This window comes from Arthrobacter sp. CAN_A6 (assembly GCF_015751715.1).
Lineage (GTDB): Bacteria > Actinomycetota > Actinomycetes > Actinomycetales > Micrococcaceae > Arthrobacter_D.
In genome coordinates, this window is record NZ_JADOUV010000005.1 from 164,725 (window position 1) to 185,067 (window position 20,343).

Sequence of the window (20,343 nt, forward strand, 5' to 3'; positions counted from 1 at the left end):
GCCTGACCGGCCGGTCGTCCCCGAGGAGCGCAGGGTGAGCAGGACATGAGCGGCAGTGCGGACACCGGGGGGATGCAGCTCTCCCTGCTGCACGGCTTCGGGGTTCCCAAACTTCCGCGGGGCGTTCCCGGTGCTGCCGCAGTGAATCCGATCGCGCAGGTCATCCTCGACTCGCCGTTGCCGCACCTGGACCGGCTCTTCGATTACTTCGTGCCGGCCGACCTCGATGCCGAGGCCCGCCCCGGCGTCCGAGTGAAGGTTCGCTTCGCCGGGCGCGAGCACACGGGCTATGTGGCGCAGCGGTGCGCCTCCTCCTCCACCAGCGCCACCCTCCAGCCGCTGGGCACTGTGGTGTCCGGCCAGCCGGTCCTGACGCCGGAGATCCTCGCGCTGGCCCACGCAGTCGCCGCGCGTTCGGCCGGGCTGGTCAGCGACGTCCTTCGGCTGGCCATCCCGCCGCGCGCCGCGCGGGTGGACCAGGAATTCGATCCCGACCAGTTCGCCCCGGTTGGTCCTGCAGCATCCGGCGCACACCCCGCCCCTGCGAGCGCCGGCCGAATGCCGGTCCCCGATGGCGGGATCCCCACGGGCAGCCGGGCCGGATCGGGCAGCTTCAGCCGCTATGAGAACGGTGAGGCGTTCCTCCTGCACCTTGCGGCGGGGGAGTCGCCGCGCGCTGTCCTCACATCGGTGGGCGGGTACGGGCCCCGGGCCTGGCCGCAGGAGGTGACCGACGCGGTCGCGGCAACGGTGACTTCCGGCCGCGGTGCCGTCGTCGTCGTTCCTGACCAGCGCGACCTGGCCCGCGTGGAAGCGGCGCTGGTGGACCGCCTCGGTCCGGACGTCGTGGCGCGCCTGACCGGGGAGGACGGCCCCACGCCGCGCTACCGCAACTTCCTGCGGCTGCTCCATGGGCAGGCGCGCGTGGCGGTGGGCACGCGATCGGCGGCCTACGCGCCGGTGCAGGATCTCGGTCTCATCTGCCTGTGGGACGACGGCGACGACCTCCACCTCGAGCAGCGCGCCCCCTACCACCACGTGCGGGACGTCGTGCTGCTGCGTGCCGACCAGGAGCATGCGGCGGTACTCCTCGCCTCGGTGGCGCGGAGCACGGAGGCGCAGCGGCTGGTCGACGGCGGCTGGGCGCGGTCCATCCACCCCGGCCGCCCCGAGATCCGGCGCAGCACCCCGCGCGTGCAGCATGCCACGGATGCCTTCCAGGTGGAGCGGGATCCCCTCGCAGCCCAGGCTCGCATCCCGCATGCCGCCTGGAAGGCAGCCCAGGAGGGGCTGAGGAAAGGACCGGTGCTGCTGCAGGTCGCGCGGACGGGGTTCTCGCCCGCCACCGCCTGCGAACAGTGCAGGAACCCCGCGCGGTGCGCCACGTGCACCGGTCCGCTGGCCCAGCTGAGCCGCGGCGGTCCGTTGTCCTGCCGGTGGTGCGGACGCCCGGATCCCTCCTGGCGTTGCCCGCACTGCGGCAGCGGTCGGATCCGGGCCACCGTGTCGGGTGCCACACGCACGGCGGAGGAACTGGGACGTGCCTTCCCCGGGGTTCCCGTGGTGTCCTCAGCGGGGGAGCACATCGTCGACACCGTGCCGGATGTGCCCGCCGTCGTCGTCGCGACGCCGGGTGCCGAGCCGCTTGCCGCCAAGGGGTACGCGGCGGTGATCCTGCTCGACGGCACGTCGCTGCTGAGCCGCGAATCGCTGCGCGCAGGCGAGGACGCACTCAGGAAATGGTTCACCGCGGCGGTCCTTGCCCGACCTGCGGACCAGGGCGGCCTCGTGGTGGCCACCGGGGACGACGACGCCACGATCGGTCACCTCGTCCGCTGGGACCCGCTGGGTGCGGCCTCGAGGGAGTTGGCGCTCCGGAAGGAACTCGGGCTTCCGCCGTCGGTGCGGTATGCGGCCCTGACGGGCAGCAGGGAGAGCCTCGCGGCGTTCGTGGAGGGAATCGATCTGCAGCTGTTCGTGCGCCGCGCCGGGCCTGTTCCGGTGCCAACCGGAGGAGGGAGGCCGGTGGAGACCGATCCGGACTCCCTGGCGGGAAGCGGCGGACACCGGCTGCTGCTCTTCTTCTCCTACCGGAACGCCGCGGCTGCCGTGGCCGGATTGCGGGCGCGGCGGGTCGAGCTGTCTGCCAAACGCACGAGCGAGCCGGTACACATCCGCTGCGATGCCGTCGACATCCTTTGACATCTTTGACATCCCTACCGTCCCCTACCGTCCCGGGCGGGCCTGCGGTCACCGCTCCCGATGCAGGCGGAGGGCCTCCTCGGCGGCATCGAGGAGTTGGCGTGCCGAGCGCTCCCAGGAGTAGGTCGCGGCCCGTGCCCTTCCTTCGGACGCGGCGCGGTCCCACCGGTCGTGGTCGCCGAGCGCCCGGATCGCGGCAGTGAATGCCGCAGGATCGTCCGGGTCGACCAGGAGTGCTGCACTGCCGCCCACTTCCCGGAAGATCGGCGTGTCCGCAGCGACGACTGGGGTTCCCGCGGCCATCGCCTCGATGACCGGCAGGCCGTAACCTTCCGCCCTGGACAGCGTCACGAGGGCCGTGGCCCTGCCGAGCAGGGCGTCGTATTCGTCGTCACTCACGCCGTCATGGAAGATGACATCGGCCCCATGCGGGATCAGCTGCTCGAGTTCCGCCCTGCGGCCGGCGGAAACCCGGCTCAGCAGGTGCAGGGTGTAGCCCTGCAGCCCGGCCATTCCCGCGATCACGGTCTCGACGTTCTTGTAGGGCATGAAGGATCCCATGTAGAGGAGGGATTTCTCAGGCTCTCCGCCCCGCGTCCGGGCGACGGCGGACGCCTGCGGAGCGTTTCCGACAACCCGGACGGGGCGCCGAGTGAGACGGTGACGGGCCATAAGTGAGGCCGTGGTGTCCGAGATGGTCGCCACGACGTCGGCACGGTTCAGCAGGAGCCGCTGCGGCCAGTACCCGAGGTGGTAGAGCCGCCACAGCACGCGGACGGGAAGCGGAAGGAACGACGGCGGGGTGCGGTTCTGGTAGTAGATGAGGTCGTGAAGCGTCAGCACCAGCGCATACTTCCTTCCCCACGAACCCATGGTCTGCATCGGACTGAAAACGACGTCGGGTGCCAGCCGGTTGATTCTCCGGGCGAGGAAGACCTCGGCGGGGGAGAGCGGGCTTCCCACCAGGACATGGGGGACGTCGGGCAGCAGGGCGAGCTGCCGCTCGTCGCTGATGAGCATTGTGACGTCCGCGAGCCCGGCGACGGCGGCGATGAGGCTCGCTCCGTAACGGCTGATGCCGTCGTGGTGATCGGTTCGGGTGAACCGGGCGTCGATCAGGATCCTCACTTGGCCGGCTCCGCGGGCGAGGGTGCCGGTGGACCGGGGGAAGGCGCGACGGCGTGGCCGGCGGAATTGCTGGGGGCCCGTCCGGGATCGTGTTCAGCAGCCGGCCCTGCGGCCGGGACACCCGCGAGGAATTCGGTGATGACCTGCGCTGCCTCGCCGGGCTTCTCATAGTGGATGAGATGCCCCACGCCGGGAAGGATCGACAGGGTCGAGGAGGGAATGAGGGCGGCGAGTCGGCGCTGGCCCTCGAGGGAACCGATGTCGTCGAGCTCGGCGGCGATCAGGAGGACCGGCATCCGCAGGTCCGCCGCGCTGTCACGGACGGTACCGGAGATGGAGGCACGGAACGCCTCGAGGACCACGCGCCGCGACGCGAAGGAGCTGAAGTGGGCGGAGTGCTGCGCGTGGATGTAGCGGCGCACCTCGGGAACGCGGGTCTTGGCCATGAAGACGCTCATGAGGCGCACGATCAGCGGATTGGCGAGGAGCGCCCTGCCCCCGGCCTCGGGCAGGTGCGCGGCTGCGACGTAGTAGAGCTCGGCGGCCTTGGACGCCAGGCGGCTGGGGCCCTCGAGGGCCGGAGCGCAGATGGGGTTGACCAGCACGAGGGCGGCAATTCTGCCGGGATGCCTCGCGGCGAAGTCGGCTGCCACGATCGAACCGAAGGAATGCCCGAGGAGCACTGTAGACGGTCCGAGCGCAAGCACGCCAAGGCTGTGCTCCACGAAACTCGAGTAGGCCTCGGTGGTGTGCGCGCCGTCGAGCTGCCCTGACTGACCGAAGCCCGGGAGATCCGGCACGATGACGCGGTTCCGTGGGAGGGCTTCGACGATCCGGAGGAGCCCGTGATGGTCCCCGCGGAATCCGTGGACCATGAGAACGGCCGCAGCGGCACCGCCGGCCGCGGTCTCAACCGGCGGGAAATCCCAGTAGTGCTGGAGCACCCCGTTCCACGGCACGGTCCGGACGACGGCGGTCCTTTCCGTGCGGACGGCGCCGACGGCGGGGCCGGATCCAGCCGTCATCAATTCACCCGATCCGGATGGGAGCCGAACCGCTGGCCACGGTCCAACTGCCCGATGGCGGCTCTGTGTCCGGCGTCGAGCTCGAAACCGAAGATGTCCAGGTTGCCCGCGATGCGGTCGGCGCTGCTCGCCTTCGGGATGGTGAGGTTGCCGGCTTCGTAGTGCCATCGCAGGATCACCTGGGCGGGCGTGCGCCCGCACTCGGCGGCGATTCCCGAGATGACCGGATCCTGGAGGACCGCGCCCCGCCCCAGGGGGCTCCAGGCCTGTGTCGCGATCGAGTGGGCGTCGTGGAACTTCCGCAGCTCGTGCTGCTGGAGGTAGGGGTGGAGTTCCACCTGGTTGACGGCCGGCACGACTGTTGCGTTCTCGAGGAGCCGCTCGAGGTGGGCCTGCTGGAAGTTCGACACACCGATTCCGCGCACGCGGCCGTTCCGGTGCAGCTGTTCGAGCGCGCGGTAGGTATCCCCGTACAGTCCACGCTCCGGGCACGGCCAGTGGATGAGGTACAGGTCCACGTAGTCGAGCCCCAGGCGGCCCAAGGATTCCTCGAAGGCACGCAGCGTTGCATCATAGCCGTGATCGCTGTTCCAGACCTTCGTCGTCACGAAGAGCTCCGAGCGGCCCACGGTGTCCGCTGCCTGCCGCACAGCCTGCCCGACGCCTTCCTCGTTCCCGTAGAGCGCCGCGGTGTCCAGGGTGCGGTAGCCCGCGTCGATCGCCGTCGTACACAGCACAGCAGTTCGATCCGGCGGCACCTTGTACACGCCGTAGCCGACGGCGTCGATGCCGGAGCCGTTGTTGAGCTGAATTCTCGGAGCGCGTTGCATAGTGGAACTCTACCGAGAAGCAGCCCCTCTGCCTGGTCGATCCAGGGACGATCGGTGCGATAGTCGTCCTCATGAGTACTGACCGCGATCCTGGCCCGCCGGCGAGATATCTCGACCCGAGCCCCGCCCTGTACCGGCTGCAATGGATACTGGAGGGACTCTCGGGAGAACCAGGGTGGGGTTCTGACAGTGCCGCAGCGCTCGATCCAGGATTCGTCGATGCCATCCACCCCGTCGACTACGTACAGAGAACCCTCGATCGGGCGCCCGCATATGCACCGTTGACCGTCTCTCTCCTCGAAAGCGCCGGACATACCGCTCGGGCGCAGCTGCGCAACAGGGACGGTTCCATCGATGTCCTCAGCTGTACCGTCGCCGAGCGTGCTCCGCATCGAATTCTTTCCACCTGGCTTCACCCACTCGTACCTACCGACCTGTCGCCGCGCCTGCCCGCGGTCTTCGAAGCGGCCGCTGCGGGACGATCGCCGACTCAGCTCATCATCATCACGGGCGTGCCGGGCACGGGGAAAAGCACCCTCGCCGAAGCCCTCGGTCGAGAACTCGGCATGCCGGTCTTCTCCATCGACTGGATCCTTGGAGCTTTCACACCGTTCGGCGGGCGGACATTCGAGCACGCGTGGGAGATGGGCCTGGAAGTTCTGACCACCCTCGCCTTCCAGCAACTGGAGCAGGGCCGGTCGGTCATCCTCGACGCCCCCGCCGAAGAGGTAGCCACCCGAACCCCATGGCTGAGCCTCGCATCCCACTTCGGGTCCGCCGTGCTGGTGATCGAGTGCGTGTGTACTGATGCTGATGAACACCGACGCCGGCTCGCAGCGCGAACCCGCGGCATACCGGGATGGCACGAAGTCGGCGATTGGGAGCAGGTCCGACAACGAGTATGGGGCCTGCAGCCATGGAGTTCTGACGTGCTGACCCTCGACGCCGTCCATCCGGTGACGGAGAATCTCGACGCCGTGCTGGAGTCCCTGGGTAGCTCGCGTCCGTCGCAGGTGGCGGTGCCGGGAGTCCCACCGGTTCGGTGAACCAGCGGGACTCTCGCGGCGTTCGCTCAGGAGTGCATCAGCCGACGGGCCGAGCCCTCGTCGAGGATCAGGTCCGTGGCGAGTCCCGCGGCGAGCGCTCCCCGAAGTCCATGGATCTTCGATTCGCCGGATACGACGCAGATCCGCCGTTGGACCTTCTTCAGCAGCGTGAGGTCCGGCCCGGTGCTGCGCCCGTTGAGGAGGATGTCCCGGTACGTGCCGTCCGCGCGGTAGAACATGGTGGCGATGTCGCCCACCACGCGGTCCCGCTCGAGCTGCTCGAGGTCACGGGCGTCGAGGTAGCCGCCGCTGTACACGTGGCTGGGGACGCCGGCGCCCATTGAGCCGACGCCGAAGATGGCCATGGTCATGCGGTGCTGCAGGTCGAGGATGCGCCGGACGCTGCGCTCGTTCCACATGGCCGTCTTGGTCTCAGCGTGGTCGAAGAAAGCGGGAACAGGGAACTGCTCGACGCGCGCACCGTACGCCTGACCGAACCGGCGCAGGATCTCACTGGCGTAGCTGATACCGGTGGTCTGCGTGTTTCCCGCGCCGTTCAGCTGCACGATTGCACTGTCGTGCGTGAGTTTCCGGGTCAGGTGGTGGCTCACGGCGCTCAGTGTGGAGCCCCAGGCCACACCGATGATGGCGTTGGAGTCGACGAGGGGCCCGATGGTGCGTGCCGCCTGGATGGCCACGCGCTCGAGGGCCTCGGAATCGCTCACGGTGTCCGCGACCGGCACAACGTGCGCCTCGACACCGAAGCGGCGCCGGATGTGCTGCTCAAGGGCTGGTGCCCGTTCGGACGGGTTATTGACCTGAATCTGCACCAGGCCCGTCTCCCTCGCCATCGACAGCAGCCTGGACACGGTGGAGCGCGAAGTCCCCAGCTCCCGCGCGATGGCGTTCATCGTCAGGTCCTGCAGGTAGTACATCTGCGCGGCACGGAGGGCATCCCGGGAGCGGTATCCGGAAGCACCGGGTACCGGGGGTCTGGCGTCGTCGTCGATGACCGTCATCCTGCCAGTCTCCGCGCCTCTGCACGTTTGTGCAATTCGGTTGACTATTATTCCCACCGGTCAGAAGAATGGGCAACAGCCACCTGAACCGATCAGTTACGGAGAAGTACCTTGAGGAATACCGCCGACCGCACCAACGGGTATGGCACTCGAACTCAGCCCCGCGCCGGGGTCCAGCGGCTGAAGAACAACCCCCGTGCCTCGGTGCTCATCATCGGAGGCGGGATCAACGGAGTCGGCACCTTCCGGGACCTCGCGCTGCAGGGCATCGACGTCGCTCTCGTGGAGCGCGGCGACTACTGCCAGGGCGCATCCGGGGCATCGTCCCATATGATCCACGGCGGTATCCGCTACCTCGAGAACGGCGAATTCCGCCTCGTCCGTGAGTCCGTCGTCGAGCGCAACGCCCTGATGAAGATCGCACCGCATTACGTGAAGCCGCTCCAGACCACCATCCCCATCTACACCACGTTCTCGGGAATCCTCTCCGCCCCTCTGCGCTTCCTGACGCATCGGCAAGGCAAGCAGGTGGAGCGCGGTGCGGTCCTCATCAAGGCCGGCCTCACAATGTATGACTTCTTCTCGCGCGATGGCGGCAACGTGCCCCGGCACTCGTTCGTCGGGAGGAAAAAGGCCCTTGCAGCGATGCCCCGACTGCGCAAGGACGTCAAGTACGCGGCCACCTACTACGACGCATCGGTCCATAATCCCGAGCGGCTCACCCTGGACGTGCTGAGGGACGGCCAGCTCGCGAACCCCGCTGCCCGCGCCGCCAACTACGTGAGCGCCATCGGCAGCGGCGAGGAGGGGGTCCTCCTCCGCGACGAACTGAGCGGCGAGACCTTCCCGTTCTCGGCCGACGTCGTCGTCAACGCCACGGGTGCCTGGACCGACGGCACGAATGCCGCGCTGGGCGCCAACACCCTCTTCATGGGCGGCACGAAGGGCTCGCACATCGTGCTGGACCATCCCGAACTGCTCGAGGCATGCAACGGAACCGAGATCTTCTTCGAGCACCTCGACGGGCGCATCGTGCTCATCTATCCGATGGGTGACCGCGTCCTCGTGGGGACCACGGACATCGACGTCGACGTCGACGAGCAGGCCGTCTGTACCGACGAGGAGATCGCGTACTTCTTCGAACTGATCGGGCATGTTTTCCCGGACATCAAGGTCGCCCAGGAGAACATCGTCTACAGCTTCTCCGGTGTCCGTCCGCTTCCCCGTCACGACGACACCCAGCCCGGCTTCGTCTCGCGGGACTACCGCATCGAGAAGCGCGAGGAGACGCGGGGGAGCCGGAAGGTCACCACACTCAGCCTCGTCGGTGGCAAATGGACCACGTTCCGTGCACTGTCGGAGCATCTCGCCGATGATGCACTCGCCGCACTCGGGGAACAGCGGTCCACCTCGACAGCAGGGGTGGCGATCGGCGGAGGAAAGGACTTCCCGAGGAGCGGGGCCGAGGAGCGCGACTGGATCCGGAAGGCCGTCCGTCCCGGAATCGACGAGGCAAGGGTCCAAGTCCTCCTGACCCGTTACGGTACCCGGGCGGAGGAAGTTCTCGACTTCCTCGCCGAAGAGCCCGAAACGCTGTTTAATTCCACCAGGGAACTCAGCGGGCGTGAAGTGGCCTACATGGTGGAGCGCGAGCAGATCGGCCACCTCGTCGACATTCTGATCCGGCGCACCTCGCTCGCTTTCCGTGGGCTGGTAACGGCTGAGCTACTCACCGAACTCGCGCAGGCCCTCGCGCCGTTACTCGGGTGGAACGAAGCGGAGACGGCCGAGGAGATCCACCGGGCCGCAAGGGTCCTCGCCCAGTCGCACCGGGTGAAGGTGGAAAGTTTGATCGCGTAGGGCCTTCCCTTCGTGATCGGGCCGTTGATGCAAACAGCGGTCGCAGGGCCATCGGCAGTGGTTGCCGGGGGGAACCAACGGTGCCGTCGAGGCGGCGGTGCCGTCAATAAATGAATAGACAGAGGAGTCAAAGATGTCTCTTGAAGTATTTATCGCTGAAACGTTCGGTACGTTCCTGCTGTTGTTGCTGGGTACCGGCGTCGTCGCCAACGTTGCCCTGGCTCGAACCAAAGGCAACAACGGGGGCTTTCTGATGGTCAACTTCGGCTGGGGCCTCGCGGTCTTCGCCGGTGTCTATGTAGCAGCCCTGTCCGGTGCCCACCTGAACTTCGCGGTGACGGTAGGCCTCTGGGTGAACGGCGACACCGCCGAGTTCGCGGGCGGTGTCGACAAGTCGTTCATGAACGCCATGGGCTACCTCGCAGCGCAGATGCTGGGCTCCATCCTCGGAGCCGTTGCGTGCTGGCTTGCCTACAAACAGCACTTCGATGAGGAGCCGGATCCCGCGAACAAGCTGGGTGTCTTCGCCACGGGCCCGGCTATCCGCTCCGCAGGCTGGAACGTCGTCACGGAAGTCATCGGAACGTTCGTGCTGGTGTTCGTCATCCTGTCCTTCGGCAACACCCCCTCGGGCCTCGGTCCGCTCGCGGTTGCGCTGCTCGTCGTCGGAATCGGCGCATCGCTCGGCGGGCCCACCGGGTACGCGATCAACCCCAACCGCGACCTCGGCCCGCGTATCGCCCACGCCTTCCTGCCCATCAAAGGCAAGGGCGGCAGCGATTGGGGCTATGCCTGGGTGCCAATCGTGGGACCGATCATCGGCGGCATCCTGGCCGGACTGGCCATCCAGTTCGTCGACTTCCCGCTTCCCGCCTAGCACCAGCCAGCCACCGAAACGGCGCCGCAGGGCGCCGGCAGGACCACCGACATTCAACAAAGGAGTAAGACATGTCGCAGTACGTTATCGCCATCGACCAGGGGACCACGTCGAGCCGCGCCATCATCTTCGACCACCACGGGGACATCGTTTCCTCGGGCCAGAAGGAGCACGAGCAGATCTTCCCGAAGGCCGGCTGGGTGGAGCACGATCCCGCCGAGATCTGGAACAACACCCGCGAGGTGATCGGCAACGCGCTGTCGAAGGCCAACCTGACGCGCCACGACATCGCCGCCGTGGGCATCACCAACCAGCGCGAGACCGCCGTCGTCTGGGACAGGACCACCGGCAAGGCCGTCTACAACGCCATCGTCTGGCAGGACACGCGGACGCAGAACATCGTCGACGACCTCGCGAAGGACGGCGGCGTCGAGCGCTACAAGGAGAAGGTCGGCCTGCCGCTGGCCACCTACTTCTCGGGAACGAAGATCAAGTGGATCCTCGACAACGTCGACGGCGCCCGGCAGAAAGCCGAAGCCGGTGACCTGCTCTTCGGCAATACCGATTCCTGGGTCACCTGGAACCTGACGGGAGGCACCGACGGCGGCGTGCACATCACGGACGTCACCAACGCGTCCCGCACGCTGTTCATGGACCTCGAGACGCTGTCGTGGGACGAGTCCATCCTCGCCGACTTCGGCGTCCCGCTGTCCATGATGCCGGAGATCAGGTCATCCTCCGAGGTCTACGGCACCGTCCATACCTCGCAGCTCCTGCGCGAGGTGCCGGTTGCCGGCATCCTCGGTGACCAGCAGGCGGCGACCTTCGGCCAGGCGGCGTTCGATCAGGGCGGTGCCAAGAACACGTACGGCACCGGCAATTTCATGATCGTGAACACCGGCGAGGAGATCGTCCACTCGAAGAACGGCCTGCTCACGACGGTCTGCTACAAGCTCGGGGACGCGAAGCCGGTCTATGCACTGGAGGGTTCGATCGCCGTCACCGGTTCACTCGTGCAGTGGCTCCGGGACAACCTGGGCATCATCAAGAGCGCGCCCGAGGTCGAGCAGCTCGCGACGACGGTGGACGACAACGGCGGCGTCTACATCGTTCCTGCGTTCTCGGGACTCTTCGCACCGTACTGGCGCGCGGATGCTCGCGGGGCGATCGTCGGCCTGACCCGATTCGTGAACAAGGGGCACATCGCCCGCGCGGCACTGGAAGCGACGGCTTTCCAGACCCGCGAGGTGCTGGACGCGGCCAACGCCGATTCCGGCGTCAACATGGAGGACCTCAGGGTCGACGGCGGCATGGTCGCCAACGACGCCCTGATGCAGTTCCAGGCGGACATCCTGGGTATCCCGGTCATCCGGCCGAAGGTCACCGAGACCACCGCGCTCGGTGCCGCGTATGCGGCGGGACTCGCCGTCGGTTTCTGGAAGGATACCGCCGAGCTCGCGACCAACTGGGCGGAGGACAAGCGCTGGAACCCGTCCATGGAGGAAGCCGAGCGCGAGCGCCAGCTGCGCAACTGGAAGAAGGCCGTCACGAAGACCTTCGACTGGGTCGACGAGGACGTCCAGTAGCGCATACTGCCGCCGCGTTCCCTCACCTGCCGGCTGCCCGGTCCGTCCCCTTCGGGGAACGGGCCGGGCAGCCGGGCGTAAGGTGCCCGGCGTAGGTGGCCTGCTCAGCGGCTGTTGTCAGCGGCTCAGCGACTCAGGGGGTCCGGTCCGGGACACTGCTAAGGTGTTTCCATGCTTGTTTCTCTGCCGCACGAGCTCCTTCTTACCTAGCCGCCCGGTTCCAACCGTGCGGCGGCCCCTCCATGTGTGAGGGGCTTTTGTGTGTCCGGCCGGACCGTAATCCCGGGCGCGCACGCCGCCGCAGCAGCGGCGGCAAGCCGCACCACGCACGCACGATGAACGTTTCTTCGAACAGGACAGGGCGATACCCAGTGAGTACCCACCCCGAGGCCGCGCAGCCGAACGAGAACACCTATGACGCCGCTGCCATCGAAGCGCGATGGCCCGCAGTGTGGGAGGAACTCCAGCCCTTCCGGCCGGCCGATGACGGTGTCCGGAAACGCCGCTACGTGCTCGACATGTTTCCCTACCCCTCGGGGGATCTCCACATGGGCCACGCCGAGGCTTTCGCGATGGGGGACGTCGCCGCGCGTTACTACCGCCAGCAGGGCTTCGATGTCCTGCACCCCATCGGGTGGGACTCCTTCGGCCTGCCGGCCGAGAACGCGGCCATCAAGCGGAACACCCATCCCGCCGAGTGGACCTACGCGAACATCGAGACACAGGCCAACTCGTTCAAGCGCTATGCCATCAGCGTCGACTGGTCCCGGAGGATCCACACTTCCGACCCCGAGTACTACCGGTGGACGCAGTGGCTCTTCGTCCGGTTCTTCCAGAAGGGCCTCGCGTACCGCCGCAATTCACCGGTGAACTGGTGCCCGAAGGACCAGACCGTCCTGGCGAACGAGCAGGTCATCAACGGAGCCTGCGACCGCTGCGGGACCCTCGTGACCAAGAAGGACCTGAACCAGTGGTACTTCAAGATCACGGATTACGCGGACCGCCTGCTGGATGACATGGAGCAGCTCAAGGGCCACTGGCCCGAGCGCGTCCTGGCGATGCAGCGCAACTGGATCGGACGTTCCGAGGGTGCGCACGTCAGCTTCGCCATCGAGCCCGTCGACGGTCAGGCCGGCCATCAGGTGGAAGTCTTCACGACCCGCCCGGATACCCTGTACGGCGCAACTTTCTTCGTGGTGGCAGCCGATGCGCCGCTGGCACTTGACCTGGTCATCCCGGACAAGCGCGGTGAGCTGGAGGCCTACCGCGAGGAGGTCAAGGCGCTGTCCGAGATCGAGCGCCAGGCCACCGAGCGGGAAAAGACCGGCGTCTTCACCGGACGGTACGCCGTCAATCCATTGAATGGTGAGAAACTGCCCGTCTGGGCCGCGGACTACGTCCTGGCCGACTACGGCACGGGCGCGATCATGGCTGTTCCGGCGCATGACCAGCGCGACCTCGACTTCGCCCGTCGCTTCGACCTTCCTGTCCGCACCGTCGTCGACACCGGCGCAGAGGACGCGGCCGTGACCGGCATTGCGACCACCGGCGAGGGAACTCTCGTGAACTCCGGCGAGCTGAGCGGCCTGGTCAAGGACGCAGCGATCGCCAGGGCCATCGAGCTGGTGACTGCGCAGGGTACGGGTGAGCGCACCATCAACTACCGCCTGCGCGACTGGCTGTTATCCCGGCAGCGGTTCTGGGGCACGCCCATCCCGATCATCCACTGCCCATCCTGCGGCGAGGTCCCGGTCCCTGATGACCAGCTGCCCGTCCGGTTGCCTGAGAACCTGCGCGGTGAGGACCTCTCCCCGAAGGGCACGTCCCCCCTGGCGGCAGTGGAGGATTGGGTCAACGTTCCGTGCCCCTCCTGCGGCGGGGCGGCCAAGCGGGACACCGACACGATGGACACCTTCGTCGACTCGTCCTGGTACTACCTGCGCTTCCTGTCACCCGACCTCGAGACGGCACCCTTCGACACCGACGCCGTCAACAAGTGGCTGCCCGTCGGCCAGTACGTCGGCGGCGTGGAACACGCGATCCTGCACCTGCTGTACAGCAGGTTCTTCACCAAGGTCCTGTACGACCTGGGAATGGTCGGCTTCACCGAGCCCTTCGCCGCGCTCCTGAACCAGGGCCAGGTGCTCAACGGTGGAAAGGCGATGAGCAAATCGCTGGGCAACGGTGTCGACCTGAGCGAGCAGCTCGACCGGTACGGAGTCGACGCCATCCGGCTCACCATGGTGTTCGCTTCCCCTCCCGAGGACGACGTCGACTGGGCGGATGTTTCGCCGTCGGGCTCGGCGAAGTTCCTCGCCCGCGCCTGGCGCCTCGGAGCCGACGTGACGAGTGAGCTGGGAGCCGATCCCGCGTCCGGCGACCAGGAGCTCCGCTCCATCACCCACCGAACGGTGGCCGACGCCGCCGAACTCATGAACGCCAACAAGTTCAACGTGGTGGTCGCGAAGCTGATGGAACTGGTCAACGCCACGCGCAAGGCCATCGACTCCGGTCCCGGCGGCGCGGACCCTGCGGTCCGGGAAGCCGCTGAAGCCGTGGCGATCCTGCTCAGCCTCTTCGCGCCGTACACGGCCGAGGACCTGTGGAGCCGGCTGGGCCGCAGCGCGACGGTCGCCACCGCCGGTTGGCCCGCCGTCGACGGGAACCTGCTGACCCAGAACACCGTGGTGGCAGTGGTCCAGGTGCAGGGCAAGGTCCGGGACAGGCTGGAGGTGTCCCCGGACATCTCCGAGGACGAGCTGCGGACACTGGCTCTCGGGAGCGAACAGGTCACCAGGATCCTCGACGGACGGAGCATCCGCACGGTGATCGTGCGGGCACCCAAACTGGTCAACATCGTTCCGAACTGACCGTGTCTGCGATTCCGCCCCGCATCGCCGTGGTGACAGATTCCGCCGCGGGCTTTCCGCCCGGCTGGCTCGAGGGACCCGGATCCGCCCGGGGAATCACCGTGGTGCCGGTTCCCGTGTCGATCGGCGGGGAGACCCTCGACCAGGACGATGCCGCGCTGTTCCGGCCGCTCAGCGTTGCGCTCGCCCAGGGGACGGACGTCAGGACGTCCCGACCGTCCCCGGGCCGGTTCGAGCAGGTCTACCGGGCACTGGAGACAGCAGGATTCGACGGCATCATCTCGGTGCACCTGTCGGGCCTGCTGTCGGGGACCGTTGACGCGGCACGCCTTGCAGCGGCAGCGGTGGACATCCCCGTCGAGGTCATCGACACCGGCACCACAGGGATGGCGCAGGGCTATGCCGCGCTGGAAGCGGCCGCCGCCCTCCGTGCCGGCCTCAACCTCGAGCGCAGCGCGGCGGCCGCCGCAATGGCCGGACGGGGGTCGGCCCTCTACGTCTACGTGCCGAGCCTGGACCGGCTGCGTCGCGGGGGCAGGATCAGTGCCGCGGCGGGATGGCTCGGCTCGGTGCTGTCCGTCAAGGTCCTGCTCAGGGTGCAGGAGGGGCGCCTGGTGCCGCTCGAGAAGGTCCGGACACCCAGGCGCGCCCTGGAACGCGTCGAGGAACTGGTGCGCGCGGACCTCGCAACCCGCGACCCTGCGGTTGAACTGACCGTCCACCACTACGGCAACGAGGACCAGGCTGCAGGTGTCGCCGGGCGTCTCGGTGCCGCGGCACCGGTGGCACGGATCTCGGTGGCACCCTGTCCCGCCGTGCTCGCAGCGCATGTCGGCCTCGGGGTCGTCGCCGTGGCAATCAGCGGAAGGGCGGCCCCCGGGTAGGTCGATGCAGGTAGGGCGTTGTCCACATAGCCTCCGCAGCGAGCCTCCGGAAGCGGGTGTGCTGCCTACCGTGGAACATGCCAAGACACCGGTGGGCTACCACAGACCCTCGCGGGCGAGTTCAACAAATTCCAGGCTATCGGGCCGACGCCGTCGAGGGTTGTCCGGAACCCGACGTGCCGCCGGGGCAGGGCCCGGCCCGACGGCGCTGGGCAGCGACCAGGGCAGCCGCCCTGGTCTTCCTGGGGGTTGCGCTGACTGTGGGTACTGCCCTGTTCTTCGTGCGCAGCAGCGATCCGTCGTCGGCCGCCACCTCGGTTGAACTCGGCCAGGATCCCGCGGTCGAAGCGGAGGATACCCGTTCTTCCGGCTCCGGCCCGGTCGGGATTGACCGGGGTAGCGGGCAGGGGGAGGGTGCTTCTCCGGGAGACCTCCCGGAAAAGGTACCGGAGGGCGTACCGTCGGCCGCCGGCGCGGAGACGCTCTACGTGCACGTCACGGGAGCGGTTGTGCAGCCCGGCGTCGTCGAAGTGGCGCCCGGGTCGAGGATCTTCACCGTGCTGGAGAAGGCAGGAGGCGCGCTGGGGGAGGCCGACCTCGCCGGGGTGAACCTCGCTGCGGTGGCGCAGGACGGTGCGCAACTGCATGTTCCAGTCCGTGGCGAGCCGCTGCGGCCGGCAGAACCAGGCCATCCGGCACCTGCCGGCCCGGTGGAGGGCCCACCGGCACCGGTCATCGATCTCAACACCGCAACGCTTGCCGAGCTCGACAGCCTGCCCCGTGTAGGGCCCGTCCTCGCGCAACGAATCCTCGAGTGGCGCACGCTGAATGGCAGCTTCGCCCAGCCGGGCGACCTCGACGCCGTGCCCGGCATCGGGCCGGCCCTGCTCGAGGCGATCCTGCCTCTCGTCGCGGCAACGTGACCTCGGCCGAGGCAAGAGCAAGCGCTGCCCGTCGCCGGCGATTCCGGGATGCCGGTTTGCGCCCCGGGCCGGCAGTTCCTCCGCGGAGCAGGTCGGACGCGGAAAAAGCGCCGACTCGGCTCGGCGGGCTGCGGCCCGGCGGGTGGTCCGGTGAACCGCGTAGGACGCGGGGGCCGACGCCGCGCCCGGCGCAGGGCGGACCGCGCCGCGCCGGGACCGGGATCATCGCGTGGGTCGGGATCCGTGCGGCCCTGGATGCATTGGTTCCCGACGCCGAGCGGGCCCCAAGGCAGTCAGTCCGGCTGGAACCATCAGCTCCCCTCGACCTTCGGCTCGGACTGCCGGCCGTTGCGGCGTGGGCCGCGGCAGCGATATCAACGGATTTGGAACCAGGCACGGCCCTGTTCGCCGGGCTGCTCCTCGCAGCTGTGGCGCTGATCACCGCCTGCGCCCACGCGATGTTCAGCAACGCCCGGACGAACAGCGAACGGCCGGTTCGGCTGATCCTGGCGTCGGTCCTCAGGGCATCGGTGGTACCCGCCGCGGCCGCGTGCCTCATCTGCCTGGCCACTGCAGGCAGCCTGGTCCGCTTCACGGCAGGACCGGTAGCGGAAGCAGCCGTGCAGGGTGGCAGCCTTGCAGTGATCCTGAGCATCGACGGAGAACCCGCCACTGTCACGCCGGACAGATTCAGCGGCCAGGAGCGTGTGATGATCGACGCCACCGTGACCGGCGGTCAGTATCGGGGTGAGCCTTTCAGCTCAGCCACTCCCGTGACCGTGCTCGCGGGTCGCGAGTGGCTCGATATGACTCCCGGTGACACCGTGCGGGTTCTGGGAACGCTGGCACCACCCCTCGGGCCGGGCAAGCAGATAGCCCTGTTCATTCCCACCGCCGGGCCCCGTATCGCACCGGCGCGAGGGTGGCAGGCGTATACCGCGGGCCTACGGGACGGTTTCACCGACGCTGCGCTGGCCCGCGGAGCAAATGACGGCGGACTTCTGCCGGGGATGGCAATCGGCGACCGCTCGGGGCTCGACGACGCCCTCGCCGGGGCGATGAGAACCACCGGCCTGACCCACCTGACGGCGGTCAGCGGAGCCAACTGTTCCTACGTGCTGGCCTTCGTTTTCCTGGGAGCCCGATGTGCCAGGCTGCCACGGCTCTGGGCCGCTGGAGCGGCACTCGCCGCTCTGGTGTGTTTCGTCCTCCTTGTCCGGCCTGAACCGAGCGTTCTCCGCGCGGCTGTCATGGGATCGATCGGCGTTCTTGCTGTCCTGACGGGCCGCGGACGCCTCTCGCTGTCGCTGCTGTTCCTTTCCATCATCGCCCTGCTCGCCGCGGATCCGTGGCTCCATTCGTCCTATGCGTTCATCCTGTCGGTGTGCGCTACGGGAGGGCTGGTGGTGGCCGGTCCCTATTTGGCAGCACGGCTCGGCTGCATCATGCCCACCTTCGCGGCGCAGCTGCTCGCCGTGCCGGTCACGGCACAGCTCTTCTGCACGCCCGTTCTGGTAATGCTGCAGCCCTCCCTGCCGCTCTATTCGGTGCCCGCGAACGTCGCGGCGGCGCCGCTGGTACCGTTCATCACCATTGCGGGGATGCTGTCGATCGGCGCCCTGGCCCTGTTCCCTCCCGCGGTGGTCCCTTTCCTTGTTTCCGGTCAGTTCGGTACGTCCTGGGTAGCAGCGGTGGCCCGAACCCTCGAGAATGCCCCCTACGCCTCGGTGCCCTGGCTGGGCGGTCCGGCGGGTGCCGCGTTGACAGGCGGTCTGTGCCTCGCCGTGGTCCTCTGTTTCGTCTTCGCGCCGGCGCTCAGCCGCACCGGAAGGAGGGTGCGGCAGTCCATCCGGCCGCCTCCCTGGCTGGTCCTGGTCAGCGCCGGGTGCGGGCTCGGCGTCCTGCTCGTGGTGGTCCTGCCGCTGGACGAGGAGAACGAGGCGGGCGGATGGGTACTGGCCGCATGCGACGTAGGGCAGGGTGATTCGTTCGTCCTACGGACAGGGGCCGGACGGGCGGTGGTGATCGACGCGGGTCCAGACGCCGCGGCGGTCGACCGTTGCCTGTCCGACCTCTCCATCGACGTAGTGGAGGTCCTGCTCCTCACACACCTCCACCTCGACCACTACGGAGGAATTGCGGGCGTCGTCGAGGGCCGCCGGCTCGATGCCGTCTTCTATTCCTCGGCGGAGTCCGAATTGCCGCGTGAGGTGGTTGATGCCGCCAGGGAGGCTGGAACTGAACCCGTCCGGATCGGTACGGGGGACTCCTTTCGCGCCGGCGAGGCAGAATTCGCCGTGCTCTGGCCGCCACCGGGCGCATTACCGGGCGAGGAGAACGATGCCAGCGCAGTGGTGCAGGCCGAGGTGGGCACAGCAGGGCGTGCGCTCAGCATCCTTTTCACCGGCGACATCGAGGAGGCTGCTGCTGCGCGGATGGTCGCCGCGAATCCCGCACTCACCCGACAGGGCATCGACGTCCTGAAAGTGGCTCATCATGGTGCACGTAACGGAGGTTCCGCCATCATCGAGGAACTTCGGCCGAAAGTAGCACTGATCTCCGTCGGGGAGGGCAACGACTACGGCCACCCCCATCCCGCCATCGTCGCTACCCTGGACGCGGAGGGCATCGTCACTGCCCGGACAGACCAGCTCGGCTCGTTCACCCTGACCCTCAACGGTTCGGTCCTCGATATCCGCAGCGCGCAGTGACCCTTACTTGGCGGAAGATCCACCGCATGGCAGAGTGAAGTGTCGCATCAATCAGCCGGAATGAAGGACTCGTGGCCACCAAGGGGAACACCAACCGCAACACGGTGAACAGCGCACCGGCATCCTGGCGGGACGTCCAGCCGGCACCGGTGGTCCTGCTCAGCGGACCCGAGGACTTCCTTGCGGCGAAGGCCTCCGAGTCCATCCGGCACCAGGTGCGCCGCGCCCAGCCATCAGCGGAACTGGTAACCCTGGATGCCGCCACCTATGAACCGGGAAGCCTGACCAACCACGCCAGTCCATCCCTCTTCGGCGACTGGAAAGTCATCGAGGCCGGGGGACTCGCCCAAATGAATGACAGCTTCCTCGAGGATGCCCTGGCGTATCTCCGCGACCCTGCCCCGGATGTCGTTCTGGTGTTACGGCACAGCGGAGGGAACAGGGGCAAGAAGCTTCTCGATGCCCTTCGAGCCGGAGGGGTGGTGCTGGTGGATTGCCAACCTCTCAAGAAGGATTCGGAAAAGGTCGATTTCGTGACCGCTGAATTCCGGCTGGCGCACCGCAGGATCGACGGAGACGCCGTACGGGCGCTGGTTGCCGCCGTCGGAACCCAGCTGGCGGAGCTCGCCGCAGCATGCCAGCAGTTGATCTCCGACTCGGTGGGCGATGTCACCGCCGAAACAGTCGAGAAATACCATGGCGGGCGGGTCGAGGCCACTGGATTCAAGGTTGCCGATGCGGCGCTCGCCGGCAGGACGGCCCAGGCGTTGTCCATGCTGCGGCACGCGCTGGCGACCGGCGCCGATCCGGTTCCGCTCGTCGCGGCCCTCGCCATGAAGGTGAGGGCAGTGGCCCGGGTGCACGGAGCCCGCGGCTCCTCGGCGCAGCTTGCCCGCGAACTCGGTATGGCACCCTGGCAGGTCGACCAGGCGCGCCGTGAAGCGCAGCGGTTCTCCTCATCGTCCCTGGCACGGTGCGTCCAGGTACTTGCAGAGGCCGACGCACAGGTCAAAGGAGGCTCCCGTGACCCTGTCTACGCGGTGGAGCGGGCGGTTACGGTCATCGCCGTCGGCGAGGGGTAGCCTCGCGCATCCGAAGATCGCCCTACCGGCCCGGCCAGCGGCGGCCGGGAGCGGCTGCCGATCGGCCGGTGGGATGACTGGCCGGTGAAAAGTGTGATCAATTGGAATGACTGGCCGACTGGAACGACTGGCCAACTGAAACGACTGGTCGATTGAAGGGCCGGCCGGTTGAGTGGCTTGTCCATTGAAGAACGAGCCGGCCGGTTGAAGGATCGGCGGGTTGAACAACTGGCCGGTTTAACGACAGTTCGGTTAAAGGACTGTGGCCGGCCCATCGGGCCGGCCACGCAAAACAGAAAG

At 67.7% G+C, this 20,343-nt stretch carries 14 protein-coding genes; 10 read left to right on the forward strand and 4 right to left on the reverse strand.

Annotation, left to right across the window (positions count from 1 at the left end):
* Positions 1 to 45 precede the first annotated feature (45 nt).
* Complete coding sequence (locus tag IWX75_RS10520; protein ID WP_196822195.1) at positions 46 to 2,202, forward strand: primosomal protein N'; 2,157 nt, start codon at positions 46 to 48, stop codon at positions 2,200 to 2,202.
* Between the two features lie 48 nt (positions 2,203 to 2,250).
* Here IWX75_RS10520 and IWX75_RS10525 read toward each other — a convergent pair whose 3' ends face one another.
* From IWX75_RS10525 to IWX75_RS10535, 3 genes are read right to left on the reverse strand one after another with little or no spacing between them, the layout of a single operon-like run.
* A complete protein-coding gene (locus tag IWX75_RS10525) occupies positions 2,251 to 3,330 on the reverse strand; it encodes a glycosyltransferase family 4 protein (RefSeq protein ID WP_196822196.1) in 1,080 nt (359 codons plus the stop codon).
* Complete coding sequence (locus IWX75_RS10530; protein ID WP_196822197.1) at positions 3,327 to 4,355, reverse strand: alpha/beta fold hydrolase; 1,029 nt, start codon at positions 4,353 to 4,355, stop codon at positions 3,327 to 3,329. Before IWX75_RS10530 ends, IWX75_RS10525 begins: the two co-directional genes overlap by 4 nt.
* A complete protein-coding gene (locus IWX75_RS10535) occupies positions 4,355 to 5,185 on the reverse strand; it encodes an aldo/keto reductase (protein WP_196822198.1) in 831 nt (276 codons plus the stop codon). The genes IWX75_RS10530 and IWX75_RS10535 overlap by 1 nt, the downstream gene beginning before the upstream one ends.
* Positions 5,186 to 5,256: 71 nt before the next feature.
* On the opposite strand from IWX75_RS10535, the gene IWX75_RS10540 reads away from it, so the two are divergent.
* Positions 5,257 to 6,231, forward strand: coding sequence for an AAA family ATPase (locus IWX75_RS10540; RefSeq protein WP_196822199.1), 975 nt, complete (start codon positions 5,257 to 5,259; stop codon positions 6,229 to 6,231).
* Between the two features lie 26 nt (positions 6,232 to 6,257).
* On the opposite strand, the gene IWX75_RS10545 is transcribed toward IWX75_RS10540, so the two are convergent.
* Positions 6,258 to 7,250: a sugar-binding domain-containing protein gene (locus tag IWX75_RS10545; protein WP_196822200.1), complete on the reverse strand. Its 993-nt coding sequence runs from the start codon at positions 7,248 to 7,250 to the stop codon at positions 6,258 to 6,260.
* 111 nt (positions 7,251 to 7,361) lie between these two features.
* Between IWX75_RS10545 and IWX75_RS10550 the strand changes: the two genes are divergently transcribed.
* The 8 genes from IWX75_RS10550 to holA all read left to right on the forward strand — a co-directional run bounded on the left by IWX75_RS10550 (position 7,362) and on the right by holA (position 20,043).
* Positions 7,362 to 9,110: a glycerol-3-phosphate dehydrogenase/oxidase gene (locus IWX75_RS10550; protein ID WP_196822201.1), complete on the forward strand. Its 1,749-nt coding sequence runs from the start codon at positions 7,362 to 7,364 to the stop codon at positions 9,108 to 9,110.
* 133 nt (positions 9,111 to 9,243) lie between these two features.
* Complete coding sequence (locus IWX75_RS10555) at positions 9,244 to 9,987, forward strand: MIP/aquaporin family protein (protein ID WP_196822202.1); 744 nt, start codon at positions 9,244 to 9,246, stop codon at positions 9,985 to 9,987.
* 71 nt (positions 9,988 to 10,058) lie between these two features.
* On the forward strand, positions 10,059 to 11,573 hold the full coding sequence (glpK, locus tag IWX75_RS10560) for a glycerol kinase GlpK (RefSeq protein WP_196822203.1): 1,515 nt from the start codon (positions 10,059 to 10,061) through the stop codon (positions 11,571 to 11,573).
* A 371-nt stretch (positions 11,574 to 11,944) separates the two neighbouring features.
* On the forward strand, positions 11,945 to 14,443 hold the full coding sequence (leuS, locus tag IWX75_RS10565; protein WP_334684252.1) for a leucine--tRNA ligase: 2,499 nt from the start codon (positions 11,945 to 11,947) through the stop codon (positions 14,441 to 14,443).
* A gap of 2 nt (positions 14,444 to 14,445) precedes the next feature.
* Positions 14,446 to 15,327 carry a DegV family protein gene (locus IWX75_RS10570; RefSeq protein WP_334684253.1) on the forward strand — a complete coding sequence of 294 codons (882 nt, stop codon included), beginning with the start codon at positions 14,446 to 14,448 and terminating at the stop codon, positions 15,325 to 15,327.
* A 176-nt stretch (positions 15,328 to 15,503) separates the two neighbouring features.
* Positions 15,504 to 16,250: a helix-hairpin-helix domain-containing protein gene (locus tag IWX75_RS10575; protein WP_196822205.1), complete on the forward strand. Its 747-nt coding sequence runs from the start codon at positions 15,504 to 15,506 to the stop codon at positions 16,248 to 16,250.
* Between the two features lie 56 nt (positions 16,251 to 16,306).
* Positions 16,307 to 18,961, forward strand: coding sequence for a ComEC/Rec2 family competence protein (locus IWX75_RS10580; protein WP_196822206.1), 2,655 nt, complete (start codon positions 16,307 to 16,309; stop codon positions 18,959 to 18,961).
* A gap of 71 nt (positions 18,962 to 19,032) precedes the next feature.
* Positions 19,033 to 20,043, forward strand: a complete 1,011-nt coding sequence (holA, locus tag IWX75_RS10585) for a DNA polymerase III subunit delta (RefSeq protein ID WP_196822207.1) — start codon at positions 19,033 to 19,035, stop codon at positions 20,041 to 20,043.
* The last annotated feature ends 300 nt before the right edge of the window (positions 20,044 to 20,343 follow it).